Genomic DNA, 17,939 nt, shown 5'->3' with positions numbered 1-17,939 from the left:
GTTCAGTCATGGACCGCCGCATTTTCGGGCTGGAGAACGAGTACGGCGTCACGTGCACGTTCAGGGGACAGCGCCGACTGTCCCCTGATGAAGTGGCGCGCTACCTCTTCCGCCGTGTTGTGTCATGGGGCCGCAGCAGCAATGTCTTTCTGCGGAACGGCGCCCGCCTCTACCTCGACGTGGGATCGCATCCGGAATATGCAACCCCCGAATGCGACAACCTGACCGAACTGGTCACCCACGACAAGGCCGGCGAGCGCATTCTCGAAGGCCTGCTCGTCGACGCCGAACGCCGCCTGCACGAGGAGGGAATCGCGGGCGACGTCTATCTCTTCAAGAACAACACCGACTCGGCGGGAAACTCCTATGGATGCCACGAGAACTACCTCGTGGCACGGCACGGAGAATTCTCCCGGCTCGCGGACATCCTCATTCCCTTCCTCGTCACGAGGCAACTGATCTGCGGCGCGGGCAAGGTGCTGCAGACCCCCAGGGGCGCGGTCTACTGCGTCAGCCAGCGTGCCGAGCACATCTGGGAGGGCGTCAGTTCCGCGACCACGCGTTCCCGCCCGATCATCAATACGCGTGACGAACCGCACGCCGACGCGGAGCGCTACCGCCGTCTCCACGTCATCGTCGGTGACTCCAACATGTCCGAGACGACCATGCTGCTCAAGGTCGGCGCGACCGACCTGGTGCTGCGCATGATCGAAGCGGGCACGGTGATGCGGGACCTGACGCTGGAGAACCCGATCCGGGCGATCCGCGAGGTCAGCCACGACACCACCGGGCAGCGCAAGGTGCGCCTGGCCAGCGGGCGTGAGGCGTCCGCCATCGAGGTACAGCGCGAGTACTACGAGAAGGCCGTCGACTTCGTCGACCGCCGCGGCATCCGCACCGGAACCGTCGCCCAGGTCCTGGAGCTCTGGGGCCGCACGCTCGACGCGATCGAGGCCGAGGACCTCGACCGGATCGAGACCGAGATCGACTGGGTGATGAAGTACAAGCTCATCGAGCGGTACCGGGCCAAGCACAACATGACCATGTCGCATCCGCGGGTCGCCCAGATAGACCTCGCGTACCACGACATCCACCGTCGGCGCGGCCTGTACTACCTGCTGGAGCGCAAGGGACAGGCCGCCCGCATCTGCAACGACCTGAAGATCTTCGAGGGCAAGTCCGTGCCCCCGCAGACCACCAGGGCGCGGCTGCGCGGCGACTTCATCCGCAGGGCGCAGGAGCAGCGGCGGGACTTCACCGTCGACTGGGTCCACCTCAAGCTCAACGACCAGGCGCAGCGAACCGTGTTGTGCAAGGACCCGTTCCGTTCGGTGGACGACCGGGTGGAGAAACTGATCGCGGGTATGTGAGCCGGCACCGCACGTTCCCGGCCGCCGGCGCGACGCGGGCCCCGTACGTTCCTCGTACGGGGCCCTGCGTACGCCCTAGAGTGTCGGGGACTCAACCAACTGTGCCGTCTGAGATCTGAGGAACAAGTGCGCCGACTTGCCGGCCTTCTCGTCGTCCCCCTGTTGCTGCTGACAGCGGCCTGCGGCGACGAAAAGGGCTCCGATTCCGTTTCCGCCTCCGCCGCGTCGAAGGACGGGTTCCCCGCGATCACCGCGGGCGCGAAATTCGGTGAGAAGCCGACCCTGGCCAAGGGCACGGGGAAGCCGCCCAAGGAGCTGAAGACCAGAGTCGTCAGCGAGGGAGACGGCGCCACGCTCAAGAACGGCGACGCGATTCAGGTCAACTACCTCGGTCAGGCCTGGGATTCCGACAAGCCGTTCGACAACAGCTTCGACCGCAAGCAGCCGTTCGACCTGACCCTCGGCGCCGGCATGGTCATCCAGGGCTGGGACAAGGGCCTCGTCGGTCAGAAGGTCGGCAGCAGGGTCCAGCTGGTCATCCCGCCCGACCTCGGATACGGCGCCAACGGCCAGGGCGACATCAAGCCCAACGCCACCCTCGTCTTCGTCGTCGACGTCCTGAAGGCGACGCAGATCCCGGCCTCCGCCAAGGGCACCGAGGTCGCCCAGGACAACATCGACCTGCCGAAGGTCGGCACCAACACCGACGGCAAGGCCCCCAAGGTCACCATCCCGACCAAGAGCGACCCGCCGGCGAAGCTCGTCTCCAACTACATCCTGGAGTCGAAGGGCGACGTCGTGAAGGACACCGACAGCGTCGTCGTGAACTACGTGGGACTGCTGTGGAAGGACGGCAAGACCTTCGACAGCACCTACACCGCGGGCAAGACACAGACCTTCCCGCTCGCCCAGGTGACCCTGAAGGGCCTGAAGAACGGTCTGGTCGGCAAGAAGATCGGCAGCCGGGTGCTGCTCGTCATCCCGCCGGACCAGGGCTTCGGTGACAAGGCGCAGCAGACCATCCCCGCGAAGTCCACGCTGGTCTTCTCCGTGGACCTCCTGGCGAAGATGTAAGACTGTCCCGGTTGCCCAGTTCATCATCAAGAGGAGCAAGTCAGTGAGCATCGAGAAGCCCGAGATCGACTTCCCGGGTGGCGAGCCGCCGGCCGAGCTGGAGATCAAGGACATCTGGGAGGGCGACGGCCCGGTTGCCGAGGCGGGCGCCACCGTCTCCGTCCACTACGTGGGTGTGTCCTTCTCCACCGGCGAGGAGTTCGACGCCTCCTGGAACCGCGGCGGCCCGCTGCAGTTCCAGCTCGGTGGCGGCCAGGTCATCGCCGGCTGGGACCAGGGTGTCCAGGGCATGAAGGTCGGCGGTCGTCGCCAGCTGATCATTCCCCCGCACCTCGGGTACGGCGACCGCGGCGCCGGTGGCGGCCGCATCGCGCCCGGCGAGACGCTGATCTTCGTCTGCGACCTGGTCGCAGTCTGATCCGTGCCCGTGCGATACGAGGGCCCGTGCCGCCAGGCACGGGCCCTCGCTTTTGTCCCGACACCGCGTAGCGGTACGGTCGAGCGTCGTAGAGCGAAACAGAAAGGGCATCGATGGCGATTGCCAAGGCCGAGCGGCTGATGAATCTGGCGCTGTGTCTGCTGGGGACCCGCCGCCCGCTCAGCAAGCGCGAGCTGCGCGGCTCCATCGAGGCCTATCTGGAAGCCGGCTCCGACGACGCCTTCAACCGGATGTTCGAGCGGGACAAGGACGATCTGCGCGAGCTCGGTCTGATCATCGAGACCGTGGAGAACCTGGACGGCGAGACGGGATATCTCGCCCGGCGCGACAGCAACCGGCTGCCGCCGATCACGCTGGACGCCGAGGAGGCCGCCGCGCTCGGACTGGCCGCGAAGGTCTGGCAGCAGGCGCGGCTGGCCGGCGCGGCCAGCGGTGCGCTGCAGAAGCTGCGGGCCGCCGGCATGCCGGAGGCCGAGGACGCGTACGAGGTGCACAGCGCCCTCGAACCGCGCATCCCCGTCCACGAGGCGGCGTTCGAGCCGCTCATGCTGGCCTGCCGCGACCGCCGCCCGGTCACCTTCGACTACCGCAAGGGCAACGCCGCCACGTCCGAACAGCGTCAGGTCGAGCCGTGGACCCTGGAGTGCTGGCGCGGACACTGGTATCTGGCTGGCTGGGACCGGGACCGCGGCGCCGAGCGGGTGTTCCGGCTCTCCCGGATCACCGGCCGGGTCCGCTCCCGGGCCGGTGCCTTCACCGCCGAGGTGCCCGACGTCGTGACCGTACGCGAGACGGTCGAGAGCTGGGCGGGGGAGACGGCCACCCGGACCGCGCTGATCCGGCTGCGCACCGGGGCGGGCTACCCGCTGCGCTCGCGCGCCGTGTCGGTCCGGGAACTCGGGAACGGGTGGGATGAGTTGGAGATTCCGTACGGACACGGTCTGGACGCCTGGCTCGTAGAGTTCGGCCCGGACGTCGTCGTGCAGGAACCCGCCGATCTGCGGGCCGATGTGGTGGACCGGCTGCGCGCCGTGGCCAAGGACTGAGAGAGGTACGGCAACCCATGGCCACGAACGCGATCGACCAGACCCGCCGGATGCTCTCCCTGGTGACGTACCTCCGCGAGCGCCCCGGCGCCCATGTCCAGGACGTCGCCCGCGCCTTCGGGATCACCGAGGACGAGCTGATCTCGGACCTCGACGTACTGCCCATGTGCGGGACGAGCTTCCGCGGCGGTGACCTGCTGGACATCGACACCGACGGCGACCGCATCTGGTGGCACAACCCGGACGACGTCGCCGAGCCGTTGCGGCTCGCGGCCGACGAGGCGACGGCCCTGCTGGTCGCCGCCCGTGCCGTGGCCACGTTGCCGGGGCTGCGCGAGAGCGACCGGCAGGCGCTGCTGCGGGCCACCGCGAAGCTGGAGACCGCGGCCGGCGAGGTGGGGGCGGCGAGCTCGCGGCTCTCGGTCACCTTCGAGTCCGAGGGCGGCGTCTTCGCCGATGTCGACCGGGCGATCTCCGAACGGCGCCGCCTCTGGCTGCGCTACTACTCGCCCGCGCGCGACGAGCTCACCGAGCGCGAGGTGGACCCGATCCGCCTGTTCGCCGTGGGACACACGTACATGGAGGCCTGGTGCAGGTCGTCCGAGGACCGGCGCACGTTCCGGCTGGACCGGGTCGCCGAGATCCGGCTGCTCGACGAGCCCGCCGCCCCGCCCGAGCTGGAGCTGCGGGACCTGTCCGAGGGGCTGGTCCAGCCGGCCGCCGAGGACCCGGAAGTCGTCGTCGAGGTGGGCCCGGGCGGACGCTGGGTCGCCGAGTACTACCCGCACGACAGCGCACAGGAGCTGCCCGACGGCGGGCTGCGGATCACCCTGCGCACCCCCGACCCGGCCTCGCTGCGCAGGCTCGCGCTGCGGCTGGGCGGCGAGGGCCGCATCGTCTCCCCGCCGGAGCTGGCGCGCAGCGCACAGCAGGCGGCCGGCGCGGCGCTCGCCGCGTACGACGAACCGGCCTGAGCGGAAACCTGAGGGAGATATGAGCAATATGTCTGTGGTGTCAGGTGTTCCGACCGTGGTGGTGCCCGAGTCCGTACGGTTCAAGGCCGCCTGCCCGGACTGCCGCGAACGGTTCGAGCTCGCGGCGAGCGCCGTTCGCCTCGTGGTGGGGGCCAGTCGCCGGACGACGTTCTACTCCTTCACCTGCCCGCGGTGCGACGCGGCCGTCCGCAAGCCCGCGGGGGAGCGGATAGTCGAACTCCTCAGCAGGGGCGGTGTGCGCACGCTGCGCCTGCACCCCGGCCTCCAGGCCCTGTCCACGCCGTCGGCCCCCTAGACACATCGAGGCTCAGCACATGTTCTGGCCCATGCTCGCCATCGCCCTGGGGTTCCTCGGGATCGCCGTTCTCGGCGTGCTGGCCGTCAAGGTCTTCATCGAGGCCCAGCGGCTCGGGCGTCAGGTGACGCGTACCACCCAGCGCATCAACCGGGCCGCGGAGGACCTCGAAAGGGCGGCGACCGACCTCGCCGCCACCGGCGAGGCGCTGCGCTAGGGCCTTCCGTCCGGGCCGGGGCGTGCCGGCTCCGCTGCCCCGATCCGCCCTGTGAGCAGGGCGGATGGATCGGAGCGGGCGCGGCCTCCAGTTTCCCGGTTTCGGGGGGTACGCTGCTGAAGGCGGCCCGGAGAGCGAGGCGTGGGCCGTAATCGCAAGGATGCGTGGGTATTGCCCTGTGTTTACTCCTGCGGGATACGATCGCTGACAGTACGAAGGTCGGACGTCCGTCCGAGGTTCGATCCGCCCCACCCCTGCTGCCTCGGTGAGAAGGTACACACATATGTTCGGAAGGCTCGGCGCTCCCGAGATCATCCTGATCCTCGTCGTCGTTGTTCTGCTGTTCGGCGCGAAGAAGCTTCCTGACATGGCTCGCTCGCTCGGCAAGTCGGCCCGCATCCTCAAGAGCGAGGCCAAGGCCATGAAGTCCGAGGGCAGCCCGTCGGCGACCCCGGCCGAGCCGGCCGCCAACGACGCCGCCCAGGACCAGGCCGCCCCGCGCACCATCAAGGCCGCCCCCGGCGACGTCAGCAGCTCGCGTCCGGTCGCGGAGCCGACCGACTCGACCAAGCGCTGACAAGAACCGGGCCGACGCAGGCGCCCTGAACAGTGAGGGCCTGCTGCACGAGATGAGGACGTGGGTTGCTCAAGTCTGCCCGCAAGCAGGAGACCGACCCAGAGGGCCGCATGCCCTTGGTGGAGCACCTGCGTGAGCTGCGTAACCGGCTGGCGAAAGGCCTGTTGGGAATCGTCGTCGTCACGATTGTGGCCGCGTTTTTCTACAAGGAGATCATCGAGTTCTTCACCAACCCGGTGCTGAAGTCGGTCGGGTGCGCGTCCAGCTTCGCCGAACTCGCCAAGCAGGACGATGTCACCTGCGCGCGTATCGTCCTGAACGGTCTGCTCACCCCGTTCACCCTCGCGCTCAAGGTCTCCTTGATGGCAGGCGTCGTCTTTTCGTCGCCGGTGTGGCTCTATCAGTTGTGGGCCTTCGTCGCCCCGGGCCTGCACAAGCAGGAGAAGAAGTACTCGCTGGCCTTCGTCGGCGCGGGATTCCCCCTCTTCCTCGCCGGTGGCTTCTTCGCGTACATGACGCTGCCCACGATGGCGCGGGTGCTTCTGGAGTTCTCGCCGGCCGACCTCGACAACCAGTTGCCGCTGGACGAGCTGCTCGATCTGATCACACGCATGGTGGTGGTCTTCGGGCTCTCCTTCGAGCTGCCGTTGCTGCTCGTCATGCTGAACTTCGGCGGCATCATCACCGGCAAGCGGATGCTCGGCTGGTGGCGGGGCATGATCATGGGCATCACGCTCTTCGCGGCGGTGGCCACGCCCAGCACCGACCCGGTGAGCATGCTGGGGCTGGCCGTTCCGATCTGGGTGCTCTACTTCGTGGCCACGGCGATCTCGGTCCTCAACGACCGCCGCAAGGCGCAACTCGCGGCGGGCGGACCCGCCGACGACGAGGCCTCGGACCTGGACCTCACTCCCGAGGACATCGGTGAGATCGAGTCGGTCTCGTCCGCCCGGTCGCTGCCCGCACAGGCGAGTTCGGACCGGGACCGGGTGAACGGTTACGACGACATCACCTGACCTTGTAGGGTCCCCGGGTGACCAGCGAGATCACCCTCTTCGTCAATCCCACCGCAGGACGCGGCCGGGGCGCGCACGCCGCGCAGCCGGCCGCTTCCGCGTTGCGGGACGCCGGATTCTCCGTGCGCACGGTTCTCGGTGAGGACGCCGACGACGCTCTGCGGCGGGCCCGGGAGGCCGTCGCGGGTGGGACCGGGGCGCTGATAGCCGTGGGCGGGGACGGCATGATGTCCCTCGCCCTGCAGGCCGTTGCCGGAACGATGACCCCGCTAGGGGTGGTCGCCGTCGGTACCGGGAACGACTTCGCCCGCGCGCTCGGGCTGCCGATACGGGATCCGGCCGCCGCCGGGCGGCTGGCCGCCGAGGCGCTCAAGGGTGGCGGCGTCCGCGAGATCGACCTCGGGCGGGTCGGTGAGCGGTGGTTCGGGTCGGTGCTCGCCTCCGGGTTCGACTCCCGGGTCAACGACCGGGGGAACCGGATGCGCTGGGTCGGCGGACGGTTCAAGTACGACCTCGCGATCCTCGCCGAACTCGCCGCGTTCAAGCCCATCCCCTACCGCGTCAGGCTGGACGACGGACCGGTCCGGGAGATCGAGGCGACGCTCATCGCGGTCGGCAACGGGTCGACGTACGGCGGAGGCATGCGGATCTGCGCGGACGCGGTGATGGACGACGGTCTGTTCGACGTGACCGTCGTCGGGGACTGCAGCCGCGCCACCCTGCTCAAGGTGTTCCCCCGCGTCTACAAGGGGACGCATCTCAGCCACCCCAAGGTCACCGTGCACCGGGTCTCCTCGATCGAGCTGGCCGCAGCGGGTGTCACCGCGTACGCGGACGGTGAACAACTCGGGGCGCTGCCGCTCACCGCGCGCTGCGTGCCCGGTGCGGTGCGGGTGCTCGTGCCGGGTTCTCCGGGCGGGATTTAAAGATCGCGCCTGGTGTCAGAGGTGGCGGGTAGTCTCGAAAGCACGATGACAGAGGACCTCTCCCCAGCTGAGCGATACCAGGCTTCTCGGATCCGCGCCGCCGAGCAGGCCACCGCACTCGCGCCCTTCCGCGAGCTGTACGAATTCGATCTGGACCCCTACCAGATCGAGGCCTGTGAGGCCCTGGAGGCCGGCAAGGGCGTACTCGTCGCCGCTCCGACCGGCTCGGGCAAGACGATCGTCGGCGAGTTCGCCGTGCACCTCGCCCTGGAGCAGGGCCGCAAGTGCTTCTACACCACGCCGATCAAGGCTCTGTCCAACCAGAAGTTCGCCGATCTGGTCAAGCGGTACGGGCCGGAGAAGGTCGGCCTGCTGACCGGCGACAACAGCGTCAACGCCGATGCCCCGGTGGTCGTCATGACCACCGAGGTGCTGCGGAACATGCTGTACGCGGGCTCCCAGACGCTGCGGGGCCTCGGCCATGTGGTGATGGACGAGGTGCACTACCTCTCCGACCGCTTCCGGGGCGCCGTCTGGGAAGAAGTGATCATTCACCTCCCGGACTCCGTGACTCTGGTGTCACTGTCGGCGACCGTGTCCAACGCCGAGGAGTTCGGCGACTGGCTGGACACCGTCCGCGGTGACACCGAAGTGATCGTCTCCGAGAGCCGGCCCGTGCCGCTCTGGCAGCACGTCCTGGCCGGCCGCCGGATGTACGACCTCTTCGAGGAGGAGACCGACCACGGCGGCCGGGGCGCCGGACGCCGCGAGGTCAACCCCGACCTCGTCCGGCTCGCCCGGATGGAGAACCAGCGGGGTTACAACCCGCGTGAACGCCGGCGCGGCAAGATGGTCCGCGAGGCGGACCGGGAGCGCGAGCGGCGCCAGCGCAGCCGGATCTGGACGCCGGCCAGGCCCGAGGTCATCGACCGGCTGGACGCCGAAGGGCTGCTCCCCGCCATCACGTTCATCTTCAGCCGGGCCGGCTGCGAGGCCGCCGTGCAGCAGTGTCTGCATGCCGGACTGCGGCTCAACGACGAGGAGAGGCGGCGTCTGGTCCGCGAGATCGTCGAGGAGCGCACCGCCTCCATCCCCGGCGAGGACCTCCATGTCCTGGGCTACTACGAGTGGCTCGAAGGCCTGGAGCGGGGCATCGCCGCGCACCACGCGGGCATGCTGCCGACGTTCAAGGAGGTCGTCGAGGAGCTGTTCGTCCGAGGGCTCGTCAAGGCCGTCTTCGCCACGGAGACCCTCGCCCTCGGCATCAACATGCCCGCACGCTCGGTGGTGCTGGAGAAGCTCGTCAAGTGGAACGGCGAGCAGCACGCCGACATCACCCCCGGCGAGTACACCCAGCTGACCGGCCGGGCGGGGCGGCGTGGCATCGACGTCGAGGGCCACGCGGTGGTCCTGTGGCAGCGCGGCATGGATCCGGGCGCGCTGGCCGGACTCGCGGGTACGCGTACGTATCCGCTGCGCTCCAGCTTCCGGCCGTCCTACAACATGGCCGTCAACCTGGTGCAGCAGTTCGGGCGGCACCGTTCGCGCGAACTGCTGGAGACCTCCTTCGCGCAGTTCCAGGCGGACCGTTCGGTGGTCGGCATCTCCCGCCAGGTCCAGAAGAACGAAGAGGGGCTGGAGGGTTACCGGGAGGGCATGACCTGCCACCTCGGTGATTTCGAGGAGTACGCGCGGCTGCGCCGCGACCTCAAGGACCGGGAGACCGAGCTGGCCAAGCAGGGCGCGACGCAGCGGCGGGCCGAGGCGGCGGCGTCCCTGGAGCGGCTCAAGCCCGGCGACGTCATCCACGTGCCCACCGGCAAGTTCGCCGGGCTGGCGCTGGTGCTCGACCCGGGTCTGCCCGCCGGGCGGACCAATGGGCACGGCCACCGCGGGCTCGAATACCACGACGGGCCGCGCCCGTTGGTGCTCACCGCCGAGCGCCAGGTCAAGCGACTGGCCTCGATCGACTTCCCGGTTCCGGTGGAGGCGCTGGAGCGGATGCGGGTGCCGAAGTCGTTCAATCCGCGCTCCCCGCAGTCGCGTCGCGATCTGGCCTCCGCGCTGCGGACCAAGGCCGGCCACATAGTTCCGGATCGGCACCGCAAGAGCCGGTCCGTCGCGGCCGACGACCGGGCGATCGCCCGCTACCGGGCGGAGTTGCGCGCGCACCCCTGCCACGGATGCGACGAGCGCGAGGACCACGCGCGGTGGGCCGAGCGGTATCACCGGCTGCAGCGCGACACCAGGCAGCTGGAGCGGCGGATCGAGGGGCGGACGAACACGATCGCCCGCACCTTCGACCGGATCGTCGCGCTGCTCACCGAGCTCGACTACCTGCGGGGCAACGAGGTCACCGAGCACGGGCGCCGGCTGGCCCGGCTCTACGGCGAGCTCGATCTGCTGGCGAGCGAATGCTTGCGCGCGGGCGTGTGGGAGGGGTTGAACCCCGCCGAACTCGCGGCCTGTGTCTCGGCGTTGGTGTACGAGGCGCGGCAGGCGGACGACGCGGTGGCGCCGAAGCTGCCGTCGGGGCCCGCGAAGACCGCGATGGGCGAGATGGTCCGGATCTGGGGGCGGCTGGACGCCCTTGAGGAGGACTTCAAGATCAACCAGGCGGAAGGGGTCGGGCAGCGCGAGCCCGATCTGGGCTTCGCCTGGGCGGTCTACATGTGGGCGTCGGGGCGTTCGCTGGACGAGGTGCTGGGCGAGGCGGAGATGCCGGCCGGGGACTTCGTGCGGTGGTGCAAGCAGGTGATCGACGTGCTGGGTCAGATCGCGGCCGCGGCGCCGCGGGACGGGAGTTCAGTGGCCCGCAACGCGCACAAGGCGGTGGACGCGGTGTTGCGGGGGGTTGTGGCGTACAGCTCCGTGGGGTGAGTGTCCGCTGGGTGCGGGTGCGGGTGCGGGTGCGGGTGCGGGTGCGGGTGCGGGTGCGGGGCGGTCGGCGCGGCGTTGCGGGGTGCGCCTGCGGGGCGGTTGGCGTTGCGGGGTGTGCCTGCGGCGGGGCTGTCCCCTCCCCTCCCCGCCCCTTCCCGTAACCGGGGGCTCCGCCCCCGGGCCCCCGCTCCTCAAACGCCGGAGGGGCTGGATGTGGCCCGGAGGGGCTGGAGGCGGCCCGGAGGGGCTGGAGGTGGCCCGGAGGTTCCGGTTGTCGCCGGAGGCGCTGGAGGCGGGCCCGGAAGGACTGGATGCGGCCCGGAGGGGTTATGCGGCCGAGTTGGCCGCGTCCCGTTTGGCCACTTCCTCCCGGACCAGCGGGATGACGTGGCGGCCGAAGTCGATGGCGTCGTCCAGGAGGTCGTAGCCGCGGGCCGAGATGATCTCCACGCCCAGGTCGTAGTAGTCCAGCAGGGCCTGGGTCACTGTTTCCGGGGTTCCCACCAGGGCCGTCGAGTTGCCGGCGCCGCCGGTCTCCGCCGCGGTCGGTGTCCACAGGGCGCGGTCGTGGCGGTCGTTCGCGGCGGCCACCGCCAGGAGGCGTCGGGAGCCGGTGTTCTCCGGGGTGTTCCGCGGTGCGCCGGACCTGCCAGACCTGCCGGACCTGATCCGGGCCAGGGTCCGGTGGGCCTTCTCCCAGGCCAGTTCCTCGGTGGGCGCGATGATCGGGCGGAAGGCGACCTGGATCCTCGGCACGTCCGTACGTCCCGCCGCCCTCGCGGCCTCCTTCACCGAAGCGATCTGCTCCGCGGTCTGTGCCAGCGGTTCGCCCCACAGGCAGTAGATGTCGGCCTCGGCGCCGCCGGCCGCGTACGCCGCCGGTGAGGAACCCCCGAACGAGACCTGTGGCCGCGGCTGTTGCACGGGGAAGGTGTCGCTCACGAAGTCGTCGAAGCGGTAGTGCGTGCCCTCGTGGCCGAAGGGCTCGTGAGATGTCCAGGCCCTCTTGATGATCCGGATGGCCTCACGGGTGCGCTCGTACCGCTCGTCCTTGGTGAGGAAGTCGCCCTCGCGCTGCTGCTCGTGGTCGTTGCCCCCGGTGATGAAGTGCACGGCGAGGCGGCCGCCGCTGATCCGGTCCAGGGTCGCGAAGGTCTTGGCGGCGAACGTCGGGTACGAGACGTTGGGGCGGTGCGCCACCAGGATCCGGAGCTTCTCGGTGTGGGCCGCGACGTAGGCGGCGGCCGGGGACGGGTCGGGGGAGCCGGAACCGTACGCGAACAGCACCCGGTCCCAGCCGTGGTCCTCGTGCGCGCGGGCCAGCTTGAGGGTGTACTCCCGGTCGAAGGAAGGCCCGGAGCGGGCCGTCACTTCGGAACCTTCGTTCGTTGCTGCGATGCCGAGGAACTCGACGGGCATGGCTAAGCCTCATCTCGTGCTGCGGGGAAGCGGAAGACCGGTCGTGGGAAGCGCTGACGTGGGAAGGGTCAGCGGCAACACGAGGCGGACCACACTCGACCGAAGTCGATGTGGTCGCGGGTCACCAGCCGCAGCCGAGGTCGCATCCACCCAGTGGAACAGGTGTGTTGGTGAGTGGTCAACCGTCTCCGGGGGCAAGGGGGGAGGTGTGGTCGGCGAGCCCGGTGAGTTCGGTGATGCGGGCGAGGCGCTCATCGGTGTGCGCCGGGCCGATCAGCATGACGCCGAACGGCAGCCCGTCCACCTCACCGGCGGGGACCGCGATCGCGCACTGGCCGAACAGGTTGGTGGAGCCGGTGAACCGGGCGAGGCGGGCGTTGACGGCCCGCACGTCCGCCATGGCCTCGGCGAGCGTGGGGTGGTCCGGCGTGGTGGGCAGCAGGAGGGCGTCCGCGTCGCCGAGGGCGGCCGTCGCGGCGGCCCAGAGGCCGGCCAGCCGGGCCCGGTCGGCGAAGAGCCGGTGGGCCGGGATGTCGCGGGCCCCGGTGATGATGCCCGCCACCGTCGGATCGAGGCCGGGCGGGGCGGGCGTGGCGTCGACGAACGCGCCGACCGCGGTGTAGCGCTCGGCGACGAGAGCGGAGTCGTACAGCATCGCGGCGGCCCGGGTGAAGGGTGCCGGGTCGATCGGCCGGAGTACGGCTCCCGCCGTGCGGAGCCGGGCGACGGCCGCCCCGAATGCCGCCGCCCGGCCCGGTGCGAGTCCACCGAGCCGCGCGGTGGGCGGGACCGCGATCCGCCAGGGGCCCGGAACGCGGGGGCGGTCGGGGCGCGGGGCCGGGGTGGCCATCAGCGCCATCGCCTGTTCGGCCTCGGGGAGCGTACGGGCGAAGACGGTGACACAGTCCAGGCTCGCGCAGGCGGGGACCACGCCCTCGGTTGGTACGAGACCGCGGGTCGGCTTCACCCCGAAGACGCCGTTGAACGCGGCGGGAACCCGGCCGGAGCCCGCGGTGTCGGTGCCCAGGGCGAGAGCCACGATGCCCAGGGCCACGGCGACCGCCGAACCGGAGCTCGAACCGCCGCCGACCCGGTCGGGATCGTACGCGCAGGCCACCGCGCCGTAAGGGGAACAGATGCCGGTCAGACCGGTGGCGAACTGGTCCAGATTGGTCGTGCCGATCACCAGGGCCCCGGCGGCGCGCAGCCGGGCCACCGCCGGGGCGTCGGAGCCCGGCTCGTACGCGTACGAAGGGCAGCCCGCGGTGGTGGGGAGACCGGCCACGTCGATGTTTCCCTTGACGGCCAGCAGGCGGCCCGCGAGGGGGAGCCGCTCGCCCGCGGTCAGGCGGGCACCGAGCCGCGCCGCCTCCGCCTCCACGTCGTACCGGGGGCGCAGATCGATCCAGAGCTCGGGGCGCCGCACCGCGTCGATGCGGGCGTGGGCATCCCGGACGCGGTCCAGGAGGGGCGAGATCGTCGGCATGGTCGGTCCTCGGATCCTCGGGGCCGGGGCGTCACCGGGCAAAGCCCCGTCCGGGCGGCGGCCCGTCGGCGGTGGCGCCGGTGGCAGCGCTGCCGGCGGTTGTGCCGCCGATGGTCGTGCCCGGCTCGCTCCGGGTGGTGGACAGGCCCGCACGGCAGGCCAGTTGGAGCGCCAGGCGCACATCCGGCTCGTTCAGATCGGCGCCCGTCAGCTGGACGATCTTGCGGATGCGGGCGCCCACCGCGTTGCGGTGCAGATGGAGCGCGTCCGCGGCGCGGGCCGGCGAGTTGTTGTGGTCCAGGTACCCCTGGAGCGTGCGCAGCAGTGGCTCGGCCCGCTCCGGGCCCAACGCCAGTACCGGAGCCAGGAGTTCACTCACCGCCTCGTGCGCCGTGTCGGAGGCGTACCACTCCAGCAGCATCCGGTCCAGGCCCACCGCGTCGTGCGCGGCCACCGTGGGCCCCGGGCCGCGCGGCACCGCGGCACGGGCCTCCCGGGCGGAGGTACGGATGCCCAGCGGACCCCGGTGCGGTGAGCCCACGCCGCACCGCAGACCCGCCTCCGGGCGCAGTCCGGCCAGCCGGTCCACCACCCGGCGGGCGCGTGCCAGTGTGGCGCGCCGCCCGTCCGCCCCCGGATCGGCGGGCCAGGTGCTGAGCAGGACGAGGGCGTCGTCGACCAGGGCGGCGTTCCACTGGACGGAGTCGGCGGACTGCGGGGCCGGGGCGGCGGAAGGGGCCGCCGTCGCGCCGTCCCAGGTCCGCAGCAGGGTCAGCGCCTGGGACATGACCGCGTCCAGCGCCTTCGGCCGGTCCGGCGCGTCCAGGCCGCCCGCCTCCAGCCGCAGCGCGATGTGCCAGCCGTCCACCGGCAGCGCGAGCGCCCGGCCCCGGGCGGCCAGCCGGGCGGCCTGGTCCTGCGGGGCCACGAGCAGTTCGGCGAGCAGCCGGCCGCGGGAGCGCACCGGTACGTCGCCGTGCCCGCCGCCCGCCGCGGCGAGCGCCGCCAGCGCGAGGACCGAGCGCACCGCCGTACCCGCGTGACCCGGGCGGGCCGGGGCCGCGAGCCGGATCTCGCCGTCCGGTCCCGCGGCGACCCCGCCGTCCTCGCCCGGACCGGCGGCGCGCAGCTCCACGGGTACGCCCAGGGCGCGGCTGGCCGCCGCGACCACCCGGTCGGGGTCGCCCGCGACCGCTGTCACCTCCCGCGCCGCGGCCGCGACCCGGGCCAGCGCGTCCGCCGCGGACCCGGCCACCGTCCGCTCCACCGCCACCACGAGGGCCGCGAGGTCCCCCTCGGCGTACAGCACCGCGACCCGGCCCCGCTCGGCCAGTGCCCGTGCCGTGGCCGTCACCTCGGCGGGCAGCCCGTGCGGAGCCTCGGCCACACCCGTCAGGACCAGCGCGGCGGCCCCCGCCGCGGCCGCGTCCCGTACCGCCACGTCCAGCAGGTGCCCCGGCACCGGGGCCAGCAGCACCGCGACCGTCCCGGTGGGGATCGCGGCGAGCCGGTCCGGGCGCGGCTCCAGCCGCACCCCCGTGACCTCCACCGCGTCGAGCGGGCCCACCAGCGGGCGGACCGATTCGAGCCCGGGGGAGGAGAGGAGCTCCAGGATGTTCGCCATGCATCCCAGTGTGCCGCCGATGTGCCACAAGCACACCGGGCCGCCGAATCACGGGCCCGTGGCCCATGGGGAGCGCGATCCGGCTCCGTACGCTGGGATCCATGCACGTGGACGCCGGAGCACTCGCCGACTTCGCGCGGGGCTGTGCCGTCCTGGGATCAGGGGGCGGCGGACCCGCCGATGTGACCCTCCCCGCCGCCGGACAGGCGATCGAGGAGTGCGGCCCGGTGCCCGTCGTCGACCCGGCCGCGCTCCCGGCGGACGCACTCGTCATGCCCGTCGGGCTGGTGGGATCGCCCGCCGTCGCCGCCGAACGGATCGGCGGACGGGACGAGCCCGCACGGCTGCGGGACCGCTTCGAGGCGCTGCACGGCGCACCCGTCGCCGCCGTGATGAGCAGCGAGATCGGCGGTCTCAACGGCTGTGTCGCCGTCGCCTGGGCGGCCCGGCTGGGACTGGGGCTGCTGGACGCCGACTCGATGGGCCGGGCCTTTCCCCGGATGGACCAGAACGTCCTGGAGCTGGCCGGGCTGCGCCCCGGACCGGCCGTCCTCGCGGACGAACACGGGCACACCGTCGTGATCGACGACGTGGACGGCGCGCACCTCGAACAGTTCGCCCGCGCCGCCGTCGTCGCCTTCGGCGGGCGCGCCGCCTCCACCGACTATCCCCTCACCGCCGGGCAGGCGGCCCGGCACGCCGTCGCCGGATCGGTCACCCGCGCCCTTGCCCTGGGGCGGGGCGAAGGACCGGCCCCGCTGCTGACCGGCAAGGTCTCCTCCGTCCGCAGGTACGCCACCGAGGGCGCCGACGGCGACGACGCCACGGGTGTCCTGCTGGAGGGCGGCGGACCCGATGCGGGCCGGCTGGTGCTCGTCGAGGCGCGCAGCGAATTCGTCGCGGCCCTGGAGGACGGCACTCCGCTCGCCGTCGTGCCGGACGTCATCGCCCTGGTCGACGTGCGGACCGGCTGGGCCGTTCCGGTCGAGGAGGTCCGCTACGGGCTGCGCGTCCACCTCGTCACGCTCCCCTCGGACCCCGCCTGGTACACGCCCGAGGGACTGCGGCTCGCCGGCCCCGCCGCCTTCGGCCTGGCCGGCCTCGCGGGCACCGCGGGCGGGCTCCGGACCCCGGGGGGCGGCTCATGATCCTCGGAGTGGACGTCGGGCCCACCAACACCGATGCCGTGCTCCTCGACGGCGACCGGGCGGTGCGGGCCGTCAAGGTGCCCTCGGTGGCCGGGGACGCCGTCGGATCGCTCGCCGCCGCCGTCGGCGCGCTCCCCGCCGAGCCGCGCGGCCGGGCCACCCAGCTCGCCGTGGGCCTGCGGGTAGCCGCCCGGGCGGTCAGGGAACGGCACGGGCTCGCCCGGGTCGGTGTGCTGCGGGTCGGCGGCGCGGCCGCCGACGCCGTGCGGCCGCTCTTCGGCTGGCCCGGGGCGCTGCGCGACGCCGTGTGCGCGGGCACCGCGAACGTACGGGGCGGCGGAGGTCTGGCGCCCCGCGACACCACGCCGCTCGACCGGGACGCCGTCGCCCGGTTCGGCGCCTCGCTGGCCGGACGCGCCGAGGCGTTCGCCGTCACCGCGGTGTTCTCACCCGTCGACGGCGGCCAGGAGCGGGAGGCGGCCGAGATCCTGCGCGCCGAGACCGGCCCCGACACGACCGTCCTGCTCTCCAGCGACGTCGGCACCCTCGACCTGCTGGCCCGCGAGAACGCCACGGTCCTGGACGCCGCCCTGTCCATGCTGGTGGCCCGGGTCGCCGACGAACTGACCGCCACGCTGCCCAGCCTCGGCCTCGCCCCCGGCGCCGCCGTCCTCGTCACCCGCAGCGACGGCACGCTGATGAGCCTGGAGTACCTGCGCCGTCAGCCCGGACTCAGCCTGGGCAGCGGACCCGCCTGCACCATCCGGGGCGCCGGACTCCTGGCCGGGCTCCCGGACGCGGTGGTCGCCGACATCGGTGAACGCCGTGCCCGGGTCGGGGCACTGACGGGCGGCTATCCGCAGGAGGCCGGCCCCGGGGAACGCATCGGCGGCGTCCCGGTCAGCGTGCGCTTCCCCGACCTGATCACCGTGCGCGCCGACGCCCACCGCGAACTGGCCGAGGCCGCCGACCGGATGCGCCCCGCCGCCGGACTCCTCCCGCTGATCCTGGTCGGCGGCGGCGCGGGCGGCGTACCCGCCGACGTGCTGGCCGGCTTCGACGTCGTACGGCCCGAACACGGCGGCGTCGCCGGGGCGTTCGGCGCGGCGGCCAGCCCGGTCGGCGGCCAGTACGACCGCATCGTCCGCCGGGGGACCGGCCGGCGGCTCGACGCCGTTCGGGACGAAGTGCGCGACCTGGCCCGGGCCGGCGCCGTACGGGCCGGCGCCGATCCCAGGCGCGTACGCACCCACGCGGAACCGGACCTTCCGGTGCCGTATCTGCCCGGGGCGGTGCTCCTGCGGGCCCGTGCCGTCGGGCCGCCCCTCCCGCTCTGAACCCACCCCCCCCGCCCCTCCCGCTCTGAACCCGCCCTCCCCGCCCCACCGCAGCAGGCCGGTGCCGTGCTGCTGCGCCCTCCTGCCCGC

General features: G+C 72.0%; 15 protein-coding genes and 1 pseudogene. 13 read left to right on the top strand and 3 right to left on the bottom strand.

From position 1 onward, the window contains the following. The first annotated feature begins 8 nt into the window (after positions 1–8). From pafA to ACGF8B_RS16655, 11 genes are all read left to right on the top strand, one after another. Positions 9–1,370, top strand: coding sequence for a Pup--protein ligase (pafA, locus tag ACGF8B_RS16705; protein WP_266421641.1), 1,362 nt, complete (start codon positions 9–11; stop codon positions 1,368–1,370). Between the two features lie 126 nt (positions 1,371–1,496). Next, positions 1,497–2,444, top strand: a complete 948-nt coding sequence (locus tag ACGF8B_RS16700; protein ID WP_392738934.1) for an FKBP-type peptidyl-prolyl cis-trans isomerase — start codon at positions 1,497–1,499, stop codon at positions 2,442–2,444. A 43-nt stretch (positions 2,445–2,487) separates the two neighbouring features. Continuing rightward, on the top strand, positions 2,488–2,862 hold the full coding sequence (locus ACGF8B_RS16695) for an FKBP-type peptidyl-prolyl cis-trans isomerase (RefSeq protein ID WP_342286731.1): 375 nt from the start codon (positions 2,488–2,490) through the stop codon (positions 2,860–2,862). A gap of 113 nt (positions 2,863–2,975) precedes the next feature. Further along, on the top strand, positions 2,976–3,929 hold the full coding sequence (locus ACGF8B_RS16690; RefSeq protein WP_392738931.1) for a helix-turn-helix transcriptional regulator: 954 nt from the start codon (positions 2,976–2,978) through the stop codon (positions 3,927–3,929). A gap of 17 nt (positions 3,930–3,946) precedes the next feature. After that, entirely contained in the window at positions 3,947–4,903 is a 957-nt protein-coding gene (locus ACGF8B_RS16685) for a helix-turn-helix transcriptional regulator (RefSeq protein WP_392738928.1), read from the top strand. 19 nt (positions 4,904–4,922) lie between these two features. After that, positions 4,923–5,219 (top strand): hypothetical protein, encoded by a 297-nt coding sequence (locus tag ACGF8B_RS16680; RefSeq protein WP_392738926.1) that lies wholly within the window; start codon positions 4,923–4,925, stop codon positions 5,217–5,219. Between the two features lie 19 nt (positions 5,220–5,238). Next, the gene (locus ACGF8B_RS16675; RefSeq protein WP_259933213.1) at positions 5,239–5,436 is read left to right on the top strand and encodes a hypothetical protein; all 198 of its coding nucleotides are present in this window, start codon (positions 5,239–5,241) and stop codon (positions 5,434–5,436) included. A 283-nt stretch (positions 5,437–5,719) separates the two neighbouring features. Next, on the top strand, positions 5,720–6,013 hold the full coding sequence (tatA, locus tag ACGF8B_RS16670) for a Sec-independent protein translocase subunit TatA (RefSeq protein ID WP_392738923.1): 294 nt from the start codon (positions 5,720–5,722) through the stop codon (positions 6,011–6,013). 65 nt (positions 6,014–6,078) lie between these two features. Beyond that, complete coding sequence (tatC, locus tag ACGF8B_RS16665; protein WP_392738920.1) at positions 6,079–7,029, top strand: twin-arginine translocase subunit TatC; 951 nt, start codon at positions 6,079–6,081, stop codon at positions 7,027–7,029. 17 nt (positions 7,030–7,046) lie between these two features. Further along, positions 7,047–7,955, top strand: coding sequence for a diacylglycerol kinase (locus ACGF8B_RS16660; RefSeq protein WP_392738917.1), 909 nt, complete (start codon positions 7,047–7,049; stop codon positions 7,953–7,955). A gap of 45 nt (positions 7,956–8,000) precedes the next feature. After that, positions 8,001–10,835, top strand: a complete 2,835-nt coding sequence (locus ACGF8B_RS16655) for a DEAD/DEAH box helicase (protein ID WP_392738914.1) — start codon at positions 8,001–8,003, stop codon at positions 10,833–10,835. 327 nt (positions 10,836–11,162) lie between these two features. Here the strand turns inward: ACGF8B_RS16655 and ACGF8B_RS16650 are convergent, their stop codons facing one another. The 3 genes and pseudogenes from ACGF8B_RS16650 to ACGF8B_RS16640 form a co-directional block, all read right to left on the bottom strand. Further along, the gene (locus ACGF8B_RS16650; protein ID WP_392738912.1) at positions 11,163–12,254 is read right to left on the bottom strand and encodes an LLM class flavin-dependent oxidoreductase; all 1,092 of its coding nucleotides are present in this window, start codon (positions 12,252–12,254) and stop codon (positions 11,163–11,165) included. A 226-nt stretch (positions 12,255–12,480) separates the two neighbouring features. Further along, a pseudogene (locus ACGF8B_RS16645) lies at positions 12,481–13,740 on the bottom strand (allophanate hydrolase); the annotation flags it as partial. Between the two features lie 31 nt (positions 13,741–13,771). After that, positions 13,772–15,364, bottom strand: coding sequence for a PucR family transcriptional regulator (locus ACGF8B_RS16640; protein ID WP_392738909.1), 1,593 nt, complete (start codon positions 15,362–15,364; stop codon positions 13,772–13,774). A 101-nt stretch (positions 15,365–15,465) separates the two neighbouring features. Between ACGF8B_RS16640 and ACGF8B_RS16635 the strand changes: the two genes are divergently transcribed. Then, positions 15,466–16,512 (top strand): DUF917 domain-containing protein, encoded by a 1,047-nt coding sequence (locus tag ACGF8B_RS16635; protein WP_392738907.1) that lies wholly within the window; start codon positions 15,466–15,468, stop codon positions 16,510–16,512. Continuing rightward, positions 16,509–17,849 (top strand): hydantoinase/oxoprolinase N-terminal domain-containing protein, encoded by a 1,341-nt coding sequence (locus tag ACGF8B_RS16630; protein WP_392738904.1) that lies wholly within the window; start codon positions 16,509–16,511, stop codon positions 17,847–17,849. The genes ACGF8B_RS16635 and ACGF8B_RS16630 overlap by 4 nt, the downstream gene beginning before the upstream one ends. Positions 17,850–17,939 lie beyond the last annotated feature (90 nt).

The organism is Streptomyces sp. NPDC047917, assembly GCF_043204345.1.
GTDB classification, from domain to species: domain Bacteria; phylum Actinomycetota; class Actinomycetes; order Streptomycetales; family Streptomycetaceae; genus Streptomyces; species Streptomyces sanglieri.
The sequence above is the reverse complement of the archived record's forward strand: the minus strand, read 5'-3'. Positions and strand labels throughout refer to the sequence as shown.